The following is a 22,094-nucleotide window of genomic DNA, read 5'->3' on the forward strand; positions in this document are numbered from 1 at the left end:
TACTCAATCCTTTCTAATAAAAAAATCACTTGCCGTATACATTATACGGCAAGTGACGGAATAAAAACAGTGATAAACCGCTTCTATAGGATATATTTTACATGAAAGTTAGTTATTAATTACATTCATTTCCACTAATTCTTCACAAACTCGGTTTGCTAGATGACGATTATGCGTAATCAACACCAATGTCATATTGTGCTTATCTACCTCTTCTAAGATGACAGACCATAATTGCGCCTGTGTAATCGCATCTAAACTAGCGGTAATCTCGTCTGCTATCAATATTTTCGTCTGCGGTGAAAGAGCACGTAAAATAGAGATCCGTTGTAATTGACCACCAGATAATTCATTAGGCCAACGAGACAACCATTCTCTTTCGATACCCATACGATCCAATAAGGACTCTGGAATATCCCAAGCTTCATCTAAACTCTTTTTTAGTTTCCATCTAGGGTTTAAGGCTTTTTCAGGATGTTGATAAATCAATTGAATCGGATTGTATCCTTGTATCTCCCGAATATCTTGCCCATCTAAGGTGACACTACCACTTCGTTGTAACATATACCCTGCTAAAATTTTAGCTAATGTACTTTTACCATATCCACTAGGCCCCAGTAATGCAATACGCTTACCTTGTTCAATTTGTAAAGACACATCATTCAGCACCAGTTCATCCTCATGATACCCAAAGATGAGATTTTTAATGTCTAACATCATATCCCTCCTTTGTCATCAAAAATTGTTCAACTTCTGCTTTAGAATAGTCTCTAAACTCATTCTGTGGTAATGCATTAAATAAAGCTTGTGTATACGGATGTGTTAACAGCTCTGGACTTTGAAAGTTTCTTGCCTTTGTCACATCAATTAAGCGACCATCATAAAATACAGCTACGCGATCTGCCACATGAATGGCCAAATCTAAGTCATGGGTGATGAGCATACAGCTTTTTCCTTCATTCGCCATATCACGGAACATCTGTAAGGCTTGCACAGCATCTTTCATTTCCATACCAGGAGTTGGTTCGTCCGCTACAATAAACTGAGCATGACTAATCAATGCTGTCGATACTAGCACGCGCCGTGCCATACCACCAGATAGTTCAAAGGGATACATACGACTCACACCTTCACGCAATGCTAATTTCGCAAATACGGCTTCTTGTTCCGCCATATTCCCTGTTAGTCCAACAACTTGTTTTCCCACTTTCATAGTCGGATCCAAATAGGTGATCGACTGTGGTACTAGAGCCATCTCTGAACCACGATAGAGTTCTTGTTGCTTTGAAGTTAAAGTTTCTCCCTTATAAAAAATTTTTCCTTCCACAGTAGAGTTATAAGGCAATAATCCCATAATAGCATGCGCTAATAAGCTTTTTCCTGACCCGCTGGCACCGACCACGGCTAATATTTCTCCTGTATAGACGTTCAATGAAATGTCCTTAATCCCCTGTACATGGTGTTTTGAAAGTTTCCCTTGGTACATTTCAAAAGTGACTGCAAGGTTCTCTACCCGCAATAATTCTTCTTTCATGAGAACCTCCTATCGCTGTGAATGTGCAGGGTCGAATAACTCTTTTAAAGCTTCTCCCAATCGATCAAAGAAAAATACCACAACCATTAATGTCATACCAGGGAAAAAGGCCAACCACCATAATCCTAAAGAGATATGACGAATCGATTCAGACAATATGATACCAATAGCTGGTAAGTCTAATGGTAACCCATAGCCTAAAAAAGTAATGCCGGCTTCATGCAAAATAGCATGAGGAAACAATAACACAAGACCAATGATATATTGTGGTAAAATATGTGGCACAAAATGTTCTTTGGCAATACGGAAATAGGAATGACCATAATTACGCGCTGCCAACACATATGGTTCATTACGAAGTTGCATGACCTCTGCCCGTATCAATCGTGTTAAGCGAGTCCAATGTGTTGCCACCACGCCGATGACAACTCCTTTCATTCCGCCTCCTAAGGACACAGAAATCATGAGGATTAACAAAATATGAGGCACCCCCATACACAAATCAACGAGCCACAAGATAAAGGCATCAACTTTTCCCCCAAAGGTAGCAGATAAGGTTCCTAACACCAATGCTATACAAGAACTAACAAAAGCAGCCAATAAGCCTACTTGAATACTAATGGATAGACCTTTGATACAACGATATAGCATATCTCTTCCCATATGGTCAGTACCAAATATATATTGCAAGGAAGGCTCTGCATATTTATTACCATAATTGATTGCATAACTTTCTTCTGGCATAAGTGCCCCTGCAATGGTAATCAATACAAGGACAACAGATACAAAAGATGCTAAAAGTAACATTTTTTTACGTCTTGTCCAAGAATGAACAGTCGATACTTCTATTACATCGTCATTCATATCTCATGTCCCCCTTTCCTAATTTCTGGATTCACCACTGCATACAATATATTAGCAATTAAATTGCCAACAAATACAAAGATGGCACTAAAAAATGAAATACCTAATAATAATGGAACATCGCCTCGCAGACCTGCCAATGTCACCGCACTACCTAAGCCAGGATAGGAGAATACAACTTCTGTTAAAATGGCACCTCCGAATAGTTCAGCAAAGGATGCAAAATGTAATGTAATCGCTGGAATCATCACATTCCTCAACCCATGTCGTAACACACGTTGCCACAGTGTTTCCCCTCTAGCTTCCGCAAATAACATATAATTACTGCCTAAGCAATCGATCATCTTCTGTCTCGTATGTAGAGTGATAGCAGATACACCCGTAACCGCTAACGTTAATGCTGGTAAGACAACATGGTGTAACCGTTCTGCCCATGTGACATCTGACCCGATTTTACCGATTGGAGTAGATAAGGCAAAGGGAAACCATTGTAATTCCACTGCGAAAATAAATAGTACCACAATGCCTAACCAAAAGGTTGGTATAGATACGCACAACAAGGAAAACCCATTGATGATTTTATCAATCCATGTTCCCTCGTATACGCCACTGACGATACCAAAGAAAAATCCTACCAATCCAGCTAGTACCCATGAAAGTAGCATTAACAATAAGGTTTCTTGAAATTTCTCAGCAATGACATTACTAACAGGTTCATTGTAAAGAAACGATATCCCCCAATTACCTTGTAACAAATCTGCTGCCCAAATACAGTATCGTTCTACTGGTGGCTTATCAAATTGCCAGAAAGCAGCCATAGCCGCTTTTTGCTCCTCTGTCACAGATAACCCCGAAAAATACGCATCAATTGGGTCAATCGGAGAAATAACTAAGAGCAAAAAGCTAACTATGCTGACAGCAAATATTAAAAGTACCACACGAATAAGTTGTTGTCTAATAAAAGACCAAATTTGCTGATTCATATGTTATCCTTACTATACTATTTCCATTGCCATTGAGAAAGATTTGCTATAATACCCATGCCTTGTCCACGTTGATTAACGCCTACATTACCTAGGTCTAGACCATCACGAACTAAATATGGAACGGATACATTGGCAATCCATAAATATGGTACATCTTCTTTTATACCTGTTTTTCCATCCCATTGAGCCAACTTAAATTCTTTAATCGCTTCATCCCAGCTGTTAGCTGCCAATGCCGCATCAATATGAGCATCTACTGTTGGATTGCTATACATAGCTGGGTTATTAATTACGTTTTTACCAATTTGGGAACTATGGAAATACATGTAAAGAGACAATGGATTAAAGTCACTAGAAGCCCAAATTGTAGGTACATTACGAGCAATTTTACGAGCATCAGACCATGCCATAGATTCCGCAATCATATTGATGCCCAATTTTTTTGCATCCGCTGCTAGCGCTACTGCTGTATTATAACGTTGTAAATCGTTGGAACGACCGGAAATTTTAAATTCAGCTTTTACGCCATTTTTTTCACGAATTCCATCACCATCTGTGTCTTTCCATCCAGCATCTTCAAGAATTTTTTTCGCTTCTTCTACACGATTATCTGTGATATTTAATTCTGGATTAACCCATGCTAGCTCTTTGGAATACATGTATGTTGGTTCACCAAATCCATTCAATGCATTTTTGATAATTTCTGCACGATTAATACCAATATTTAAAGCTTTACGAATGGCTGGGTCAGACGTAATATTATTACCTACTTTCATACCATTTTCTTCACGTTCTGGTTGTGTTGGAAGATTCAATGTAAAAGAAGCTATAGTTTGCATCGTAAATACTTTCATATTATCTACTTTTGCATTCGCATAGTCAGAGTTCAAGAATAACACATCCACTTGACCAGATTTAGCCGCTGCTACTGCAGCATCTTCAGCAATATTTAAAACTGTCACTTTTTTTAATTTTGGTTTTTCACCATAATAATATTCATTTGGTTCCATAATTAACTGTTGCTCTTTTTGGAATGCCACTACTTTCCATGGACCAGAACCAATTGGTTGTGAACCGTAAGTTTCTTTATTATACGCATGGGCTGGTACAATCCCCAATGTAGAAGTTATTTCAAGAAATAGAGACCAAGGTTTTTTCAATGTAAATTCTACCGTATAGTCATCTTTTGCCACGACTGATTCCATGAAAGTAAGATCTACATAGCCACCTGCCTTTTGTGCTGTTTCATAAGTAAATACAATATCTTTAGCTGTTAGTGGTTGACCATCAGAGAACTTAACATCATCACGAATTTTAAATGTATAATGCAAGCCATCTGGAGATATGGTTACATCTTTCGCTAAATCCATTTCCAGTTCTTTTTTATCATTTCTTGTATATAACGCAGAGTGGAATGGATCCGCAGCCCACATACCCCATCCACTAGTAGGGTCATAACCACCATTAATCATATATTTCCCCATGGAAATAACAATTTCTCCCTTGGCTGCACGATCAGCTCTCGCCTGATCTGTATTGCCACCGCAACCAGCAATCATTAAAAATGCCATAATCGTGGTTACAAGCATAAATAATCTTTTTAACATAACGTACGCCCTTTCAAAAATAAAATATTTATACCCTAAACTTAAAACCTATATCCTCCTTTCGAATAAAACATAATGATTAAACGGATATATAATTAATCATCTTTATAAAAAATCCATAGTGCACCTATCGTATAAAAAAGATACCCTCTTCTTATATAAATTAGGTAACCACTATTGATTACAAACATCATAAAACAACTTTAGATATATTCTAAAAGACTTTATGAATTAAAACTTTCTAATATCTTATCAGTTCTTTATTTGATATGTGCCTTCATTTAATAATACATGATAAGATTATCATTCGTCAAATTACTTTCGGTTATATATAAAAACATTGATATATTGTCATTCTTTTTCAGTTTAAATATCATCTCCTATAATACGTTTTCTAATCGCTTCTCGTAGATTCTCTCTCCTATTTGTAATAAACTTTTCAAAGTCTTTAATATCTAGGCTTACTCCTTTCGACAGAAATAAAACTTTATGTCTCTCAGGATCTTTATGTACCCACTTTTCCAATGGCATATCCTTTTTCGAGATATTTAGGCTACCAGATAGTAACTGCAAATTAGCTACACTATTCCAATTTTTTGAGTCCTTTGCAAACTCCCTAACCCCTTCTGGTAATGCATCAATATTTTTTTCCCAGAAAAGACTTTTTGGATGCAAATGATCTTCATGAATCTCTTCACCATTAAAATCTAAATCTGAATACAACAAGCGCAACACATAGGTAGCTTTATCACTTCCCTTTTCAGAATCAATTAACTCTTCAATAAAGGCATCATCAAAACTATAATTAGGGTCTCTATCTTGAAACTCCTCTATCATTTCCTTGTACGGGAATGGTTCTTCATGTACACCTTGATATTCCGTTTTCAATGGCCATCCTAATGGCCCTCTCATCTTGCGTAATACAGAATCCGTACTGCCGCTGAAGATTTTTTTGACAAATGTTAGTAGCAACCATCTTCGTATCATCTCTTTATTACGACTATCTTTATAGTTAGGGTCATCAAGACTAATATCAAACTTATGTTTATAAATATAATAGATAATTGGCATGGCTGCATACTTGGCTCTGAATGTTGTATTAGTGAACCCTAGTGAGGCAAATAATTTGAATGCGGTCACAATACTCTCTTTTATGTTTGGCCAATTACATTCGAAGTATCTGACAGTATCCCTAGTAAAGTTTTTTAACTTAAATCGAATATTATCTTGGAATAAAAACAAACATGTTTTTAATACAAAATCTTTATCAATTCTAAATTGAGGTGCCGAAACCTCTGTCTCTTTATTTTCTCCTTCGATTTCACCAATCTCAAATACTTCTTTAATTACTTCTTCTATTTCATTTCGTGCATCCTTATCTTTCCAATTAGCAGATGCGATACTCATGAGCAAATCCGAAAAAGAAAGTTTCGTCCCTCCACTATTGGTTCGCACAAAAATCTCAAGTACTGTATCTATGTCCTGTCTATCTTCCAAGTAATAATTTAGACTCCTGCGTCCATGAATCAAATAATATAACTTGCGCAGTGTTTTTCTTGCATAGTCAGAATCCAATGCATATTTCTCTTCTAGGCGGGCCACTAAATCTTTTACTGATTTATAGTTTAAAATGAGGCCTACTGGAAACCAAACATTCTTTGTAGATTCCCCCTTAACTAATGCTTCTTCATCCGTAAGAAATTTAAAGTTATACTTTTTTTGCGTATCATATTCTTTAACAGACTCTTCTTTTAAGTTTATATATAATCTTCTTGGTGGCAAGCACTTATCATTAGGTTGCCACCTTTTATTAGGACGTTTATATGCATAAGTTCCTTTCAGACCTATATATAAACTTGATAACCTTTGTTGTCCATCTATCACCGCTTCAAAGTCATCATTTACTTCATACTCATCATTATCTTCGCCATATCGCTGCCTGTAGTTTTCAAGAAATTTGTAAAATTTATAATCCCTCTTGATATTTTCATCGGAAACTTTCCAAAACATCATAGCGTTAATCGGATATCCCTGCATAATACTATCAAACAGCATTTCTATTTGCTCATGAGACCAAACAAACTTTCTTTGAATCGCTGGTAATAACAGCTTTTTCTCATCAATTTTATCGATTGCCTTTTTAATCGTAATCGGCTTTTGAAATCCCCTACTCATTGCGCACTCCTTTTTCTTATGAGTATATAATAGATACTTTCTTTATTCATAGACTATTACCACCAAAATCTCTTCTATTTATTTTGAATCACATACAATTACAAGTGTTAATTTGACTATGTTGGTACCATATTTGTATCACTAGTTGCGCCATTCCAATATGAGCCAATTTAGACTCATTGTAATAGCGGGCATATCCTAGAGCCACCGCTCGCTTATTCTTATATGAACCTAGGCCCGCCATAAATTAATGTGGCTCTCTAGGATCATAGGTAAGTGGCTTTAATGCTGATAATGCTGCTTTTGATATACCTGACATATGTATCCTCCACCGATAAATACATGTAGTATAAAGCCGATTATTTGCCCCCGCTCAACTTTTCACACAACTCGAAATGTCAACATCTTATTCAGCCCACATGTTTCAATGTCACAAGGGGCACCACCACGCAGTGTTGCTTCCAAATGATAAAACAGCATACACCGGTTGATATGTTGAAGAAGAAAGGGAAAACGCCGCTGATAGCCATATTGCGTAAGCAAAGATCGCAGTTTGATTCTCACATACCCATTGCCCTTGCCATAGAGGATACGGATACGCACACTTTTAAAGAACAAATCCAAATCAGAATAGTCGCTTATATACTCTTCCATATTTACAGCGTGCTTACCGTATGTAAGGTCCTTTTGTATGGTGGGAAATTCCTGATCAAGGATGGTTTTTTCATGAAAATAATGCATCCAACAACGAATGTCCAAAATGAACTTTCGTTTGTTGCTGCGATACTTGTCAGCAAAAAAGGCCTTCTCACCTTCCCATATCAAATCAATGATATGACTTTCCTCTCTACAAGTAAGCTCCATACTACTTATGATGGCAGCAAGGTCAAGGGCTGAATATAAAAGCGCCCTCACTAGTTGTCACCCTTCATGCCGTTACACTGGCGGCACAGGATTTGAAGATTTTCCGCAACGCTTTTGCCACCACCGTTCATTGGAACGATGTGATCTACCTGAAAGTAAATCCGAGATTGATCCGTTTTACCACAGCGAGCGCACTCATAAAGTCCCTGCTTATTCCTTGACTTTTCAAAGGTCTGATCTCTTAGTTGTTTTTCCAGCATAGGGTCAATTTTCCCTATCTCATGAAGCGGCAGGTTCTCCAATGCTCGTGTGCCGTATTTCACATTACTTTCACGGTCTTCATACAGATCAGAAGAATGGGATAGTTTCATCAGCTCAATATCGAGTTGACGGAGAAAATATAGTTTCCTTCCAAAGAATAGTTTGAGCATAGTATCATCACCGGAGTCCCAGATAGAGTCAATATATTCCGACTTCTTGCGCTGTCCCATATCTTCATCCCAGATGTGTTGTGCAATAGCGGTCACATTCAACTTGCTCCTGTCTAACTCGGCAAAGGTATAAAACTGAGGGATTGCTTCATACTGTGCATAGTATTTCAGAATATTTAATACATCCTTTGGCTCATAAGGTGGTACAAGCTCTCCGCAGAAGAAGGAGTCTCTACATTGACGTTCCATTTCCTCAAGCTCTTCGTCACGCAGATATTCTTCCGTTGCCTCAAAGCTGGCGAACAGGGATGGAAGGGAGTCCATAAACTGCTTGTACGCCTCTTGTGTGCTATTGTAGACCATGACCTGATAGGCGTGATCCATACCGTTTTCCTCCAAATAAGAAAACGCATACATTCCAATCGGAATGCGTTGCTCAAAAGGTACTTTTTCTAATGCCGAAGTATCTACTGAATCATCTAGTATGGAAGCAAATTCTTCTATTTTGGAAATAGCAATCATGCGAAGATCATGCTTTGTCTGTTCAGTTTTAGTATCGCGGAAATCGTTACTTCCTTCAAAGAGACTCTCAGGATTTATCCAAGCGATATTTTCATTCCAATGGTCAATGAAAGAAACAATATAGGCACTGGATGTGCCGCCTGCTGCTGTTCCACGCAATGCACGACCAACCATTTGGGTCATCAAGATAGATGACACCGTAGGTCTAGCAAGAAAAACTGTCTTTGTTTGTGGTAAATCAACGCCTTCTGTAAGTATGTTCACATTGATTAAAACTTGTAGCTTTCCATCTCGATATTCATTTAGCTTTCTCTGGTTATCTTCACGGCTGATTGTTACGCCAGTAATAGCATCTTTCACAGAAGAAACGATAAAGTCAGCTGAAATGCCTGCTTTCTTGAACAAGGCGGTCAACTGAATCGCATGGACTACATTGACCGCAAAAAGGATGGTTTGCCCATACTCGGATTACTTCGCTGTATAAGTCTCTACAATCAGCTTATTTCGGACGGCGCTATCTGCCATCTGCTGTGCAATTTCATCCGGCAAAATATCCAAATGCTGGATACTCTCCCACGCATCCACGCCAAGGAGCTCCCCGTACTCTTCATCGGTATAAAAGCTTTCAAAAATTGGTTTTGCAAGTATCTGTCGGTTAATCAATTCCTTTAAGCCGATTTGATATGTAATACCCACATCGTCATGTACAGCTTGTCCACCTCTAATACCATCGCCGTATATACGGGCTAACAACCCCCGTTCGTTTTCTGCTGTCCGAAATGGTGTTGCAGTCAGCCCAATGAGCTTCAAATTAGGCACTTTCCCTTTTACATACTCAATGATTTTTCGATATGTTTTAGCCGTTGAATGATGGGCTTCATCTATGACAAGATACAGCTCGTTTTCATCTTTCAGCCATGTGTCCAGACGTTCAATATTTCTTCCAATACTGTCTTTGCTGACAATCAAAAGATTGTCCTCGGGACGAATGTCGCTAGTACGGTCATGACTAGACGCGCCGGAAATAATGCGGAAACAAAAGGATGAAATATGCGGTATCACTTCTGTATAAGCAAACTTTTGAAATGATTCCGCTGCCTGATCCAGCAACATTTGACGGTGACTAATCCAAAGTATCTTCTTTTTCTTGTCAATAGCATTCTTCAAAAGCCACATGGACACTGTATAGGTTTTCCCGCCGCCAGTAGGCAGTACTACCAACGTACTGTAGGACGGCTCTTGATTAATTTTGTCGAGACACCGCATAGCCTCTTTTTGGTGCTCGTATGGCAATCTTTCATTTGTCCCCTTTTTGAGAAAGACATCACCGTAGGACTTAACTTCTATACAATCAGAAAGATGTTTCATTTCCTTTACCTCACTTTATGATTCTTTGTCCACCCTTGTATGGTCCCTTATATGCTACTCCTTCCTTTCGCTTCTAGTAAGGAAAGATTCTGTTTTATAACCTCATGAATCACTGATTTGGGAAATTCAGGACAGCTTTTTATCCGAAATCAACGCTTCTAAGCGCGCAATTCTTTGTTCTTGTTCATCTACTTTTTTACGAAGCACTTGATTTTCCTCTTGAAGGACGTAGATGGAAGCAATCGGTCCCTTTGCATATTGTGGTAATACCTTAGATTGATTACCTAATCCAAACTTAAAGCTTAGCCCAGCATTAACTATCATACCATTCCCATTTGCATAAGCCATTCCAATATGAGCCAATTTAGACTCATTGTAATAGCGGGCATATCCTAGAGCCACGGCTCGCTTATTTTTATATGAACCTAGACCGGCCATAAATTGATGTGGTTCTCTAGGATCATAAGTTAGTGGCTTTAATGCTGATAAAGCTGCATTCATCGTATCTCGTGCTTTAGACTCCTCTTCCACTCTAATAATGGTTTGATTAGTGGCATATAGTTGGCTACCATTAATAGCATCTGTAGATGTTTCAGAAATTTCACCGGCCGCTACACCTTGTAATTGACGAGTAAATGTATTATATTTTTTAGGTTTTACAAAGCCATTATCATTGGAATAATAAAATCCGGTCCCATCATCTACAGAACCAATACTTACTATCCCTTTTGCATTAGTTACACCTGCATATTTACTGTCCACTGGATGTAGCACTGTAGCCTTACTAAAGGCTCCTAAGGCGACGGAACTTTCTCCATATGCTTTAGCACCATATCCAAGGGCTGTACCATGTTCATATTCTACCGCCGCGTAATCTCCTATCACTGTTGCCCCTTCTCCAGTAGCTTTACCTAAAGAAATTATCCTATGATTAAAATCTTCAGGATATTTCTGTGGGGCTGCGATACTATAATTTCCAACAACAACTAAATGGTCACCAGTGACTCGATTTTTATTTCCTAAGACATTTAAATAATCACCATAAACTAAATTGTTATTTCCAGATATATTATAAAAATTTGAATACGTTATATTATTGTTGTTACCAATTAAATTAGGTATAGAGTCAATCCCTCCGCTATTACTCTGTTCACCTTCAGCCAATACGATAGCACTAGTAGATAAGTTAATTAAGGAAAGGGTTGCAATTGTCATAATTAAATTCACTTTAAACTTCATACATATACTCCATATACTATATCAGAAAATTATATTCACGCTTCACTCGAACTCTTGGACATCCCTGACATGGCCCGCTCTAATGCTTACTGCGTCGCTTCACACCTTGTCAGCAACGCCACAGTCTCAACATGATACGTCTGCGGGAACATATCCACTGGTTGAACTTTCACCAATTGGTATCCCTGTTTTGTCAGTATTTCTATATCTCGTGCCATGGAGGATGGGTTACAAGACACGTACACAATCCGTTCTGGCGCCATGCCAACGGCAGCCTGCAAAACATCTTCTTTGCAGCCTGCGCGGATAGGGTCAAATACGATGACGTCTGGCTCGATGCCTTGTTTATACAATCTGGGCATTTCCACGGCTGCGTCGCCTACGATAAATTCTGTATTTTCGTATCCATTGCGGAGTGCATTTTTCTTCGCATCTTCGATAGCAGGTGCCACGATTTCAATACCGATGACATGCTTTGCTTTGTGCGCCAAAAACAAAGAGATTGTTCCCGTTCCACAATAAGCATCGATCACCGTCTCATGTCCTTTCAATTCTGTAAATTCCAAGGCTGTGTCGTACAACACAGTGGTTTGTTCCGGATTCACTTGAAAGAAGGAATGTGGTGACAACTGAAAGGATAAATCTTTAATATAGTCTGTAATTTGGTCTTTTCCATAAATGGTACGATTCGTAGGTCCTAAGATCACATTCGTTTGTTTCGGATTGTAATTTACAACAATAGAGGTGACCTTTGGCAAAGCCTCAACGATACGATTTACCAATTCTTGTTCACATGGAATCGTTGCTATTCTACTCACAAGGATAACCATCCATTCCTCTTTACCAATACGGCCTATGACATGACGAATCACGCCTCTTTCCGTATACTCATCATAAGGTTCGATACCAAGGTCTTTCATAGCCTCATAGCAAACTTTACGAATCTCATCATTGCCCACATCTTGGATTGGGCAATGTTCGTGGTTGATGATGCTATGAGATCCTTTTTGGTAAAAACCCATGCGGATATTGCCTACGGTGCCACCTACCGGCATTTGCATTTTATTGCGATACCGCCAAGGCTCCTCTGGGCCTATGCAAGGTAAGACCAAATTAGGGTCACATTTAGCAATCCGTTCAATGACAGCTTTCACAGATTCTGTTTTTAGTCGCAATTGTTCTGTATAAGACGCATGTTGTAATTGGCAGCCCCCACAATTACCATATACCTTACATTCTGGGGCCACTCGCTCTGCTGACGGTGTGAGCACCTCTACAATATCTCCTACGGCATAATTCTTTTTGACTATGGTAATCTTCACTTGTACCGTTTCATTCGGCAATGCATAGGGTACAAATACTGTAAACCCATCATATCTGCCTACCCCTTCACCACTACTACCAGTGCCGTGAATCTCTATCGTATATGTATGTCCAGCGCACACCGGTGCTTTCTGTTGTTTCTTCTTCTCACTCATCTATATATCCTTTAATCCAAGTAATTTGTTTCTATCAATATGTTATTATATCATTTTTTATCTGTTCCTAACACGTCTATATATCTCATACTACCTAGTATAATTCCCACATATTCACACCATTTATATCATTAATCTAAGTACCTTAGTAAATGTCTATTTAGCATTTGCTGAAATATTACTACAAAGCAAATAAAAAGCATATAGCCTTCATTGATGTACGACATCATGAAAACTATATGCCTATGTTATACATAAAAACCTATTTGTTGAGGGATAGCTATTGCCAATCTCCAGTTTATTTCACCAATCGATTACGAATCATTGCCGCACCTAATACCAATACGACACATCCAACATGGAATGGTAAGCTATATGGTTCAACATACGGTGTTGCCATTGGGTCGTGCTGAATCATGCTAGCAGATACCCAGCCTAAGATACCACCACCTACATACAAAATTACAGGGAATTTATCGATTAGTTTTACAAAGATGGTACTGCCCCAAACAATGATTGGCACTGTCACAAGCATACCTACCACAACAAGACCGAAATGACCTTCTGCTGCTGCTACAACACCTAATACATTATCAATTCCCATCACACCGTCCGCAATGATGATTGTTGCAATAGCACCCCAGATATTATCTTTTGCTTCAATGTTATGCTCATTGTCCCCATCTTTCAATAAGGAATAGCCAATCCAAAGCAACATAATACCGCCAACAATGCGTAATGCTGGAATATTATCTAAGGCTTCAATGAACAATATTGCCATAATTAAACGCAAGCCGATGGCCCCAGCAGTGCCCCAAAAAATAGCGCGCTTGCGCAACGTTTCTGGCAAATTTTTCGCAGCCATGCCGATGACAATAGCATTGTCTCCTGCTAATAATATATCAATAATAATAATTTGTAGAATTGCTAATAACCCTTGTGTTGATGTAATATCCACCATTTCCTCCTATATATACTACTTAGAATACATTTTATTATATCATAGAGAACCTGTAAAACAAAGGATAGCCGATTCAAATGAACCGACTATCCTTCTAGCATATTAGAATCTACACAACAGTAGTTTCCTATCTTTTATTTTGTGTAACTACACTTTGCAATTAGATGTTCTTTCTGTTTTACAACAAATCAATACTTTCTCTAATTTAAAATATATACTTTCACCGTACGACGACCAAATTGTATGGCCTCATCATAACTATCCATAGCCACATCGATGCGGTGACCTACAATATCGCCACCAGTATCATCTGCCACTGCATAGCCATACCCTTCTACATATACCTCTGTGCCCAATGGAATCACATTCGGATCTACCGATACATATCCTCGGCGCAATGCATGTCCTCGTGCTGTATAAGAACCTGATTCTTGACTGGTATAAGCAGTGGCCTCCATCTCTATGGTTTTTTTATAGGATGATGGCTTGCGATTTTTTTTGAAAGTACTATGTTTTGCGTTCGATAACTTAGACCATGTAGTAGCATCTAAGATACCAGTTTCACTTAATCCATGATACCGTTGAAAGCGAAGTAAGGCTTCTTTTGTGCCACTACCAAATACGCCATCAATGGAACCAGGAGAAAATCCACTATCTTCTAATTTACTTTGTAATTCTTCTATTTGTCGACCGCGATCACCAAACCGTGATACCTCGACAGTACGGGTATTTCGAGATGCTTGCTGCCCCTCGAATTGTTTTTGATTCTCTAGTAAAGCACGCATTGTTTCTTTGCCTACTCTACCATCTGGAGTTAACCCGTGTTCTTTCTGAAAGACGAGTACTGCGTATTCTGTATTATTCCCAAACACTCCATCTGCTGTATCAAGCAAATAGCCTTGGGCTACTAACAACGCTTGTAACTCTTCTACCTCTTTGCCGCGATCACCACGTCCAGATGTTGCCAAGGCTGTCACCATGGTACATACCATCAGGAGAATCGCTAGGAGAGTTATTTTTTTCACGATGTTCACCTCATATCTAAATGCTTATACATTTTACCATTTTTTGGGAGATACGTCAAAAAAACAGGGCTTTTTTAACACTTTAACACCACTTAGCACCCATTTTTATCGTATTTTTCCCACATATAGTATAAATTACTTCCCATGGGAAATACCACCTACTACATATATACACTAAAAATGTTAGTTTTCTTCAATTTCTATAGTAATTATGCATAAAAATAGGGTTGCTATACTAAATTGGCATAATAAAACCGCAGTAAAAGTGTCCTCTTACTACGGTTTTACTATAAAGACAATCGAATCCATTTCCTACTAGCAAAACTATTGTGGACCTTCTCCAGCAATAATCCGTTCTGCCTCTGTAGTAGACAACTCATAATGCATGAAGTGTTTATAGAAATCTTGTGTTTCTTTCACTAAATTAATATCTCCAAATAATTGTGGTTGGATGATTTGACCAGCCCACAAGATTTGCAATGCTGATTCAGCACTGTATCGATCCCACTTGAATGTTCCTACAGGGTTACTATATACACGACCCATTTGAACTGCTTTAATACCACTCCATTGTGGGTCATTCATAATTTTTTCAATGGCTGCTTTGGAGTTCACATCACCTACGATGATAATATCTGGGTTAGCTTTGATGATTTCTTCCATGGTCAATGTAAGCCCTCGACCTTTTTGTTCGATCGCATTAATCCCCCCGGCATAGTGAATCCATTCATCAATAATTGTTTTAGTACCATCTACTTTTAGTAAATTTTCACCTGTCGCAATATGCATCACTCTTGGACGTTCTGCATCAGTTAAACCTTTCGTTTTTTCTTCTGCTAAAGCAATATTTTTATCTAAATACGCATTGTAACTCTTAGCAATCTCTACCGCATTGCCACCAAGAATATCGGCAGTCATAGATACTACATTGCGAAGTCCTTTATAGTCCGTAAACTCCATGTGCACTGCTGTAAAGCCACCTTGACGGACTTGTTCTGCTTGTTTTTTACTATTTACAATAATCACTTGTGGTGATACTTTTTGTAATTCTTCTAATTGTAAATCAAAGCCAAAACGATCTGGTGCAGCAATATTTTTAATATTTGGATAAATATGTGAAAACCAAGGTAATGTTTGTACATATTGTGTGGTGGCAACTAATTTATCTGCCCCACCTAGCATCAACATAACTTGATTATTCGCTGGCCATAAGTCAGCAATCCGTTCCACATGTGTTGGTAATTGAACTTGGGTACCACCAATATCGGTGATAGTATGTACTTCTTGCGTTGCTCCTTTTGATGCATTTTCTGTACCACAACCAGCTAACAAGCCGATGGAAATCAACAATGCAAAGAGCATAGTAATAATTCGTTTCATAACGTCTCCTAACTAGCTTCCATACACAAACTAACTACTTCAAAATCATGTGTCTATACATTTAATTTGCAGGACTTTCACCATGGATAATACGTTCTGCATCATCACCAGATAAATCAAAATGTAAGAAATCTTTATAAAACTTTTGTGTTTCTTTCACTAGGTTAATATCCGCAAATAATTGTGGTTGAATGATTTGGCCTGCCCATAAGATTTGTAATGCCGCTTCAGCACTATACCGATCCCAGTTGAAAGTTCCTACAGGATTGCGGTATACACGATGATTTCTAACAGCTTTTAAGCTTGCCCATTGTGGATCATTCATCATTTGGTCAATACCTTTTTGCGCTTGTGTACCACCGATGATGATAATATCTGGATCTGCTTTGATGATTTCTTCTATGGTCACTACGATTTGTGGACCTGCTGCTGTAATGGCATTCTTGCCACCTGCATAACGAATCCATTCATTGATAATCGTTTTGTCTCCATCTACTTTTAATAAATTATCTCCACCTACGATATGCAACACGGTTGGACGTTCCGCATCGCTAAGATGTTTCGTTTTTTCTTCCGCTAATTTCACATTACCATCTAAATAGGCTAGATACTGTTTGCTAATGTCGATGGCTTTACCACCTAATACCTCGGCTGTAATAGCCACTGTTTTGCGCAATCCTTCATAGTCTGTAAAATTCACACGTACTGCTGGAAGACCTGCTTTGCAAGCCATTTCAATTTGGTTCTTATTGCTAGCCAATACCACCTGTGGATTTAATTTTTGAATTTCCTCCATTTGCACGTCTGTACCTTTTACCGGCGCTGGAATCTCTTTAATTCTAGGATATACTTTTACAAACCACGGCAATCCTTGTACATTTTTTGTAGTAGATACTAATGTATCTGCGCCCCCTAACATCAATACTACTTGGTTATTAGCATGCCATAAATCTGCTACTTGTTTGATATCTTTTGGAATCGTCACTTCCATTCCATCAATATCTGTGACAACCCTCGTAGAAGATGTATTCCCTTGGGATGCATTTTCTGTGCCACAACCAGCCAACATACAAATGGCGGTAAATAAGGCTAATAACAATACTACAATACGCTTCATAAAATCTCCCCTTTCTGACCTAACTGTGGGATTACGCAAACTGTGCGCTGTACCGTTTCGCTATAAAACAAACTAAGCTTCGTCCGGTAAATTCTCTCCAATACTTCCACAGTTACATCACTGACAGAATCGTAAAAATCTATTGTTCCACCACGACATAAACCGACACGGCTATTCAATAATAAAGCCTGTTCCGGTACATGCGTAGTAAAAATAATAGCGTACCCTTGTGTTCGCAATTGCTCTATCGTTTCTAGAACAATCACTTGATTGCGTATATCTAATGCAGATGTTGGTTCATCCATCAATAATAATCTCGTATCTTGCAATAAGGCACGTCCAATGGCTACTAATTGTCGCTGCCCGCCACTTAAATCGCGACACGGTTTATCTCGTAATTCTGTAATTCCCAGCATCTCTAGTATGTTATCCGTTTTTTGGAATTCTTCTTTTCCTGGCGAAGAAAACATCCCCGTTCGTAATGTCGCTCCAAAGGATATATAATCTCGTACCGTATAGGCTATATCTGCACCTATAATCTGTGGTACAAAAGCAATTAACTTCGCTCGTTCTTGAATAGACACACTCCCTAAATCTACACCATTGCAATATATATGTCCTGATTGCACCTGCTGAAAGCACATCAAGCAACTAAGCAACGTAGATTTACCTACGCCATTACGCCCTAATAAAGCTAAGGTATCTCCAGCTTTCACAGAGAATGATAAGTCCGTAAAAATATTAGGCTCACACTTGCCATAGGAAAAAGAGATAGAATCTACTGAAAGTTCAAAGGAATCCATTAGAAATACCTCCGTTGTTTATACAACACCCACGCAAAGAATGGCGTTCCAATGAACCCACAGAGTATTCCTAGTGGAATCTCTGCTGTTGTTAACGCCCTAGCAAATAAATCTGCTACCATCAAAAAGGAAGCACTAACTACAATCGTAGCGGGAATCAATTTTTTATGGTCATGTCCCACTAACATACGTGATAAATGTGGTATCACAAGACCTACCCAACCAATGGTACCGCTCAAACATACAGCTGCTGAAGTTAGCAACGTGGAGATTCCTATGATAACTATACGTTCTCTCTGTACATTGACACCTAAACTTTGTGCTTCTTGATCGGACAAGGATAAAATATTTAAGCGCCACCGCAAGGCTATGATTGCTATTGTTCCTATAACAATAATCGGTAATACATACAACAAATTATCCCATGTGACTTTTGCTAAGCTACCTAATTGCCAATACACAATATCTTGAAGTTCTGTATCTGGATCTGCAATGTATTTCAGCAGTCCAATAATAGCTGCCATAAATCCAGACACAATGATGCCACATAAAACAAGAACAATCCTAGATTGGTTTTGAATCAATCTAGGTAATAATAATGTGAGGCATACCGCTACAATCCCACCAATAAAAGCACACAGGGCTACCCCATATAATGACAAATGTAATAAGATACCTAAACAGGCTCCTACACTAGCACCGTGTGAAACACCTAATAAATCTGGTGACACTAAATCATTGCGAAAAACTCCTTGATAGGCTGTTCCCGATACAGCTAACGCAACGCCTACCAAAATAGCACCAAGTACACGAGGCAATCGAATCTCCATAACTACATTGTACATCGACGTATCCCAGGTGATGGGTAGTACTAAAAATTTAGACAGTAATATGTTCCACACTTCATGAACAGGAATAAAAAAGCGTCCCATCACTAAGGACAGCAAAAAAATTCCGGCACATACAAGGACGGATATCATCATAGCCCGTTTATAATGATACATAATAATCCTCCCATTCTCAGTTACACTTATACACTTACTATAGATAGTTATTTCAAAATTTGCAAGAAGTTTTTTTACAGATTGAAAACTTTCATAATAAAAAAAGCTGTAATGAAAGTTTCCTTTCACTACAGCTTATATAGAGCCTCTACTCTCTATGAAGTATGCAATTAAATATGTTGTCCTTTGATCATATCGTATTCAGACACACTCACTTGTTGTTTTCGTCCAGCAATTCGTAATACTGTATATCCCAAGATACCAGATACGATGGAGCCTACAAAGATACCAACTTTTGCCATTTCTTGGGCTTCTCCTGGAGGGAAGGCTAACAAGGATACGAACAAGCTCATGGTAAATCCAATACCACAGCAAAGAGCAATACCATACACATGCGTCCAATTAGTTTGAGCTGGCATTTCTACTAGTTTAGATTTTACTAGCAAAAATAAGGTACCAAATACACCTACTTGTTTACCTAATACTAAGCCTACTGCTACACCTAATACAACTGGATGAGCAAAGCTTTCTAAGGTAAATCCATGGAAGGATACCCCTGCATTGGCAAATCCAAAAATTGGAATAATCAAGTATGTAACCCAGTTACTTAATGTGTGCTCCCATTCCGATAAAGGAGATACATGACGTCCATCACGTATGCCATGGTATGGAATGAAAGCCGCTAGAATAACGCCTGCTAAGGTAGCATGTAGTCCTGACTTAAACACACAGAACCAAAGGCCAAATCCTAATGCTAAATACGGAATTGGTCTCGTATAGTTCATACGGTTTACGTATTGTAACATGAACACGATGATTGCTGCTACGAATAAGTAAAAGAAGTTTAACTCTGCTGTATAGAAAAAAGCAATGATAACAATAGCCATCAAGTCATCCATAACAGCCAAGGTAGTTAAAAATACTTTCATTGCAATGGGTACTCGATCACCTAAGAGTGAAACGATACCGATGGCAAAGGCAATGTCTGTAGCTGTTGGAATCCCCCAACCATGAATATATTCTGGATGATAACCGACAATGAAATAATAAATCAACGCTGGCATTAAAAGGCCAAAAAATGCTGCAATACCAGGCAAAAATCGTTTTGCATTGGTATTCAATTCCCCTGCAATCATTTCCCGTTTTACTTCAAGGCCTACAAATAAAAAGAAGACCGCCATGGCCACGTCATTAATCCATAATTCAATGGACAATGGTCCTAATTTAGCATGAAGCAAAGAGTGGTACAAACTTTCTACTGGAGAGTTTGCCAATAGCACTCCTACCACAGCAGCTACAAAGAGTAGTACGCCCCCTGCTGATGGTGATGTAAAAAAAGATACAATTCGATTCATACAATTACCCCTCTACTATGTAATATATATCATTAAATAACTAAAATATTCTTTTGTTATTATATCACTAATTATATTCTTTATCTATCGATTTTTTTCTATATTGCGCATGTATACAAAATCCAACACTCGATTCGCCGATGTCCTTACGATACTGTTGTCCCTCAAAGTCAATCATGGACACACGTTCATAAGCATGTTCTAAGGATTGTTCCAATGTATTCCCCAATCCTACAACACCTAATACACGACCACCTTGCGTTACATAGTGATCTGCTTCATATGTTGTACCAGAGTGAAATACCATTGATACAGTATCCATAGTATGAATATCTCCTGTGATTCTTTGACCTGTCAAGTTCTGCTGTGGATATCCTTTGGATGCTAAGATAACACAGGAAGCGTATTGTTTGGACCATTCCAAGGATATCCCCTCTAATTGTCCCGTAGCTGTGGCATACATGATGACTCCTAAATCACTCTGCAATAATGGCAATATCACTTGTGTTTCTGGATCTCCGAAGCGAGCATTGAACTCTACTACTTTCGGTCCTTCCTCGGTAAGCATTAGACCTGTATACAAACACCCTACATAAGGATTACCTTCTTCTGCCATGGCTTTCACGATAGGTTTTACTATGGTGTCCACAATATTTTGCTCCAATTTAATATCCAATTCTGGTACTGGTGCATAGGCTCCCATTCCACCCGTATTAGGGCCTTCATCATAGTCTAACAATCGTTTATGATCCCTTGCTCCTATCATAGGCAAGACGTGAGTGCCGTCCACAAAGGACAAAAAAGATAGCTCCTGTCCTTGCATATATTCCTCAATCACAACGCTTTCTTCCGAACTACTCAGCATCTCTTCCAACACTTGTTCTGCTTCTGTGAAAGTCTCGCAAATGGTCACACCTTTACCACCCCAGAGGCCATCCCTCTTTAATACAATGGGTACACCCCATTGACGAATAATGCTGTTTCCTGTTTCTACATCTTGGCAAACCTCATACTTTGCCGTAGGAATCTTATATCGACGCATTACATCCTTCGCAAACGACTTAGACCCTTCTAATCGAGACGCCTGCTGAGATGGTCCAAATACAGGAATCCCCTCTGCTCGGATCGCATCACTAAGTCCCTCGACAAGTGGCAATTCAGGCCCTATAACAACCAAATCAATCTTATAGTCCAATAACCAAGCTAATAAGATGTCTCGGTTCTTCCAATCTAGGTTGACTACAGTGGCTATGGAAGTCATTCCTGCATTGCCTGGCACTACATAGACGTCTGTTACAGATGGGCTATGATTCAATTTCCAAGCTAATGCGTGTTCACGACCACCATTGCCAATAATACATACTTTCATAGATACCTCTCA

The 22,094-nt window shown here is 38.7% G+C and carries 20 protein-coding genes; 1 reads left to right on the forward strand and 19 read right to left on the reverse strand.

Annotated features, from left to right (window positions below; translation table 11 throughout):
- Positions 1-108: 108 nt before the first annotated feature.
- The 7 genes from EO116_RS01060 to EO116_RS08745 all read right to left on the reverse strand — a co-directional run bounded on the left by EO116_RS01060 (position 109) and on the right by EO116_RS08745 (position 7,410).
- Entirely contained in the window at positions 109-717 is a 609-nt protein-coding gene (locus EO116_RS01060) for an ABC transporter ATP-binding protein (protein ID WP_127160266.1), read from the reverse strand.
- Positions 704-1,534: an ABC transporter ATP-binding protein gene (locus tag EO116_RS01065; protein ID WP_127160267.1), complete on the reverse strand. Its 831-nt coding sequence runs from the start codon at positions 1,532-1,534 to the stop codon at positions 704-706. Before EO116_RS01065 ends, EO116_RS01060 begins: the two co-directional genes overlap by 14 nt.
- Before the next feature lie 9 nt (positions 1,535-1,543).
- Complete coding sequence (locus EO116_RS01070; protein WP_127160268.1) at positions 1,544-2,398, reverse strand: ABC transporter permease; 855 nt, start codon at positions 2,396-2,398, stop codon at positions 1,544-1,546.
- Entirely contained in the window at positions 2,395-3,381 is a 987-nt protein-coding gene (locus EO116_RS01075; RefSeq protein ID WP_127160269.1) for an ABC transporter permease, read from the reverse strand. The genes EO116_RS01070 and EO116_RS01075 overlap by 4 nt, the downstream gene beginning before the upstream one ends.
- Positions 3,382-3,398: 17 nt before the next feature.
- Entirely contained in the window at positions 3,399-4,991 is a 1,593-nt protein-coding gene (locus EO116_RS01080) for an ABC transporter substrate-binding protein (protein ID WP_164723928.1), read from the reverse strand.
- Positions 4,992-5,357: 366 nt separating this feature from the next.
- Positions 5,358-7,166, reverse strand: a complete 1,809-nt coding sequence (locus EO116_RS01085) for a DUF262 domain-containing protein (protein ID WP_127160270.1) — start codon at positions 7,164-7,166, stop codon at positions 5,358-5,360.
- Positions 7,167-7,254: 88 nt separating this feature from the next.
- Entirely contained in the window at positions 7,255-7,410 is a 156-nt protein-coding gene (locus EO116_RS08745) for a YadA-like family protein (RefSeq protein WP_164726018.1), read from the reverse strand.
- A 248-nt stretch (positions 7,411-7,658) separates the two neighbouring features.
- Between EO116_RS08745 and EO116_RS08410 the strand changes: the two genes are divergently transcribed.
- On the forward strand, positions 7,659-8,063 hold the full coding sequence (locus EO116_RS08410; RefSeq protein ID WP_164726019.1) for a hypothetical protein: 405 nt from the start codon (positions 7,659-7,661) through the stop codon (positions 8,061-8,063).
- A 17-nt stretch (positions 8,064-8,080) separates the two neighbouring features.
- On the opposite strand, the gene EO116_RS08505 is transcribed toward EO116_RS08410, so the two are convergent.
- From EO116_RS08505 to purD, 12 genes are all read right to left on the reverse strand, one after another.
- A complete protein-coding gene (locus tag EO116_RS08505) occupies positions 8,081-9,433 on the reverse strand; it encodes an HNH endonuclease (RefSeq protein ID WP_255416954.1) in 1,353 nt (450 codons plus the stop codon).
- A gap of 18 nt (positions 9,434-9,451) precedes the next feature.
- Positions 9,452-10,351: a DEAD/DEAH box helicase gene (locus tag EO116_RS08510; protein WP_206168303.1), complete on the reverse strand. Its 900-nt coding sequence runs from the start codon at positions 10,349-10,351 to the stop codon at positions 9,452-9,454.
- Between the two features lie 126 nt (positions 10,352-10,477).
- Positions 10,478-11,590: a YadA-like family protein gene (locus EO116_RS08735; protein ID WP_127160272.1), complete on the reverse strand. Its 1,113-nt coding sequence runs from the start codon at positions 11,588-11,590 to the stop codon at positions 10,478-10,480.
- 86 nt (positions 11,591-11,676) lie between these two features.
- Positions 11,677-13,068: a 23S rRNA (uracil(1939)-C(5))-methyltransferase RlmD gene (gene rlmD, locus EO116_RS01105; RefSeq protein ID WP_127160273.1), complete on the reverse strand. Its 1,392-nt coding sequence runs from the start codon at positions 13,066-13,068 to the stop codon at positions 11,677-11,679.
- A 298-nt stretch (positions 13,069-13,366) separates the two neighbouring features.
- Positions 13,367-14,026, reverse strand: coding sequence for a TerC family protein (locus EO116_RS01110; protein ID WP_127160274.1), 660 nt, complete (start codon positions 14,024-14,026; stop codon positions 13,367-13,369).
- Positions 14,027-14,229: 203 nt separating this feature from the next.
- Complete coding sequence (locus tag EO116_RS01115; protein ID WP_240629087.1) at positions 14,230-15,054, reverse strand: peptidoglycan-binding protein; 825 nt, start codon at positions 15,052-15,054, stop codon at positions 14,230-14,232.
- Positions 15,055-15,378: 324 nt separating this feature from the next.
- Entirely contained in the window at positions 15,379-16,434 is a 1,056-nt protein-coding gene (locus EO116_RS01120) for an ABC transporter substrate-binding protein (protein WP_206168304.1), read from the reverse strand.
- 61 nt (positions 16,435-16,495) lie between these two features.
- Entirely contained in the window at positions 16,496-17,551 is a 1,056-nt protein-coding gene (locus tag EO116_RS01125) for an ABC transporter substrate-binding protein (protein WP_127160275.1), read from the reverse strand.
- Positions 17,548-18,354 (reverse strand): ABC transporter ATP-binding protein, encoded by an 807-nt coding sequence (locus tag EO116_RS01130; protein ID WP_127160276.1) that lies wholly within the window; start codon positions 18,352-18,354, stop codon positions 17,548-17,550. The genes EO116_RS01125 and EO116_RS01130 overlap by 4 nt, the downstream gene beginning before the upstream one ends.
- Positions 18,354-19,358, reverse strand: a complete 1,005-nt coding sequence (locus EO116_RS01135; protein ID WP_127160277.1) for an iron ABC transporter permease — start codon at positions 19,356-19,358, stop codon at positions 18,354-18,356. Before EO116_RS01135 ends, EO116_RS01130 begins: the two co-directional genes overlap by 1 nt.
- Positions 19,359-19,528: 170 nt before the next feature.
- On the reverse strand, positions 19,529-20,713 hold the full coding sequence (gene nhaA, locus EO116_RS01140; RefSeq protein ID WP_127160278.1) for a Na+/H+ antiporter NhaA: 1,185 nt from the start codon (positions 20,711-20,713) through the stop codon (positions 19,529-19,531).
- Between the two features lie 67 nt (positions 20,714-20,780).
- Positions 20,781-22,082 carry a phosphoribosylamine--glycine ligase gene (gene purD, locus EO116_RS01145; RefSeq protein ID WP_127160279.1) on the reverse strand — a complete coding sequence of 434 codons (1,302 nt, stop codon included), beginning with the start codon at positions 22,080-22,082 and terminating at the stop codon, positions 20,781-20,783.
- Between the last annotated feature and the right edge of the window lie 12 nt (positions 22,083-22,094).

This window comes from Veillonella sp. VA137, from assembly GCF_003992015.1.
GTDB lineage: Bacteria > Bacillota > Negativicutes > Veillonellales > Veillonellaceae > F0422.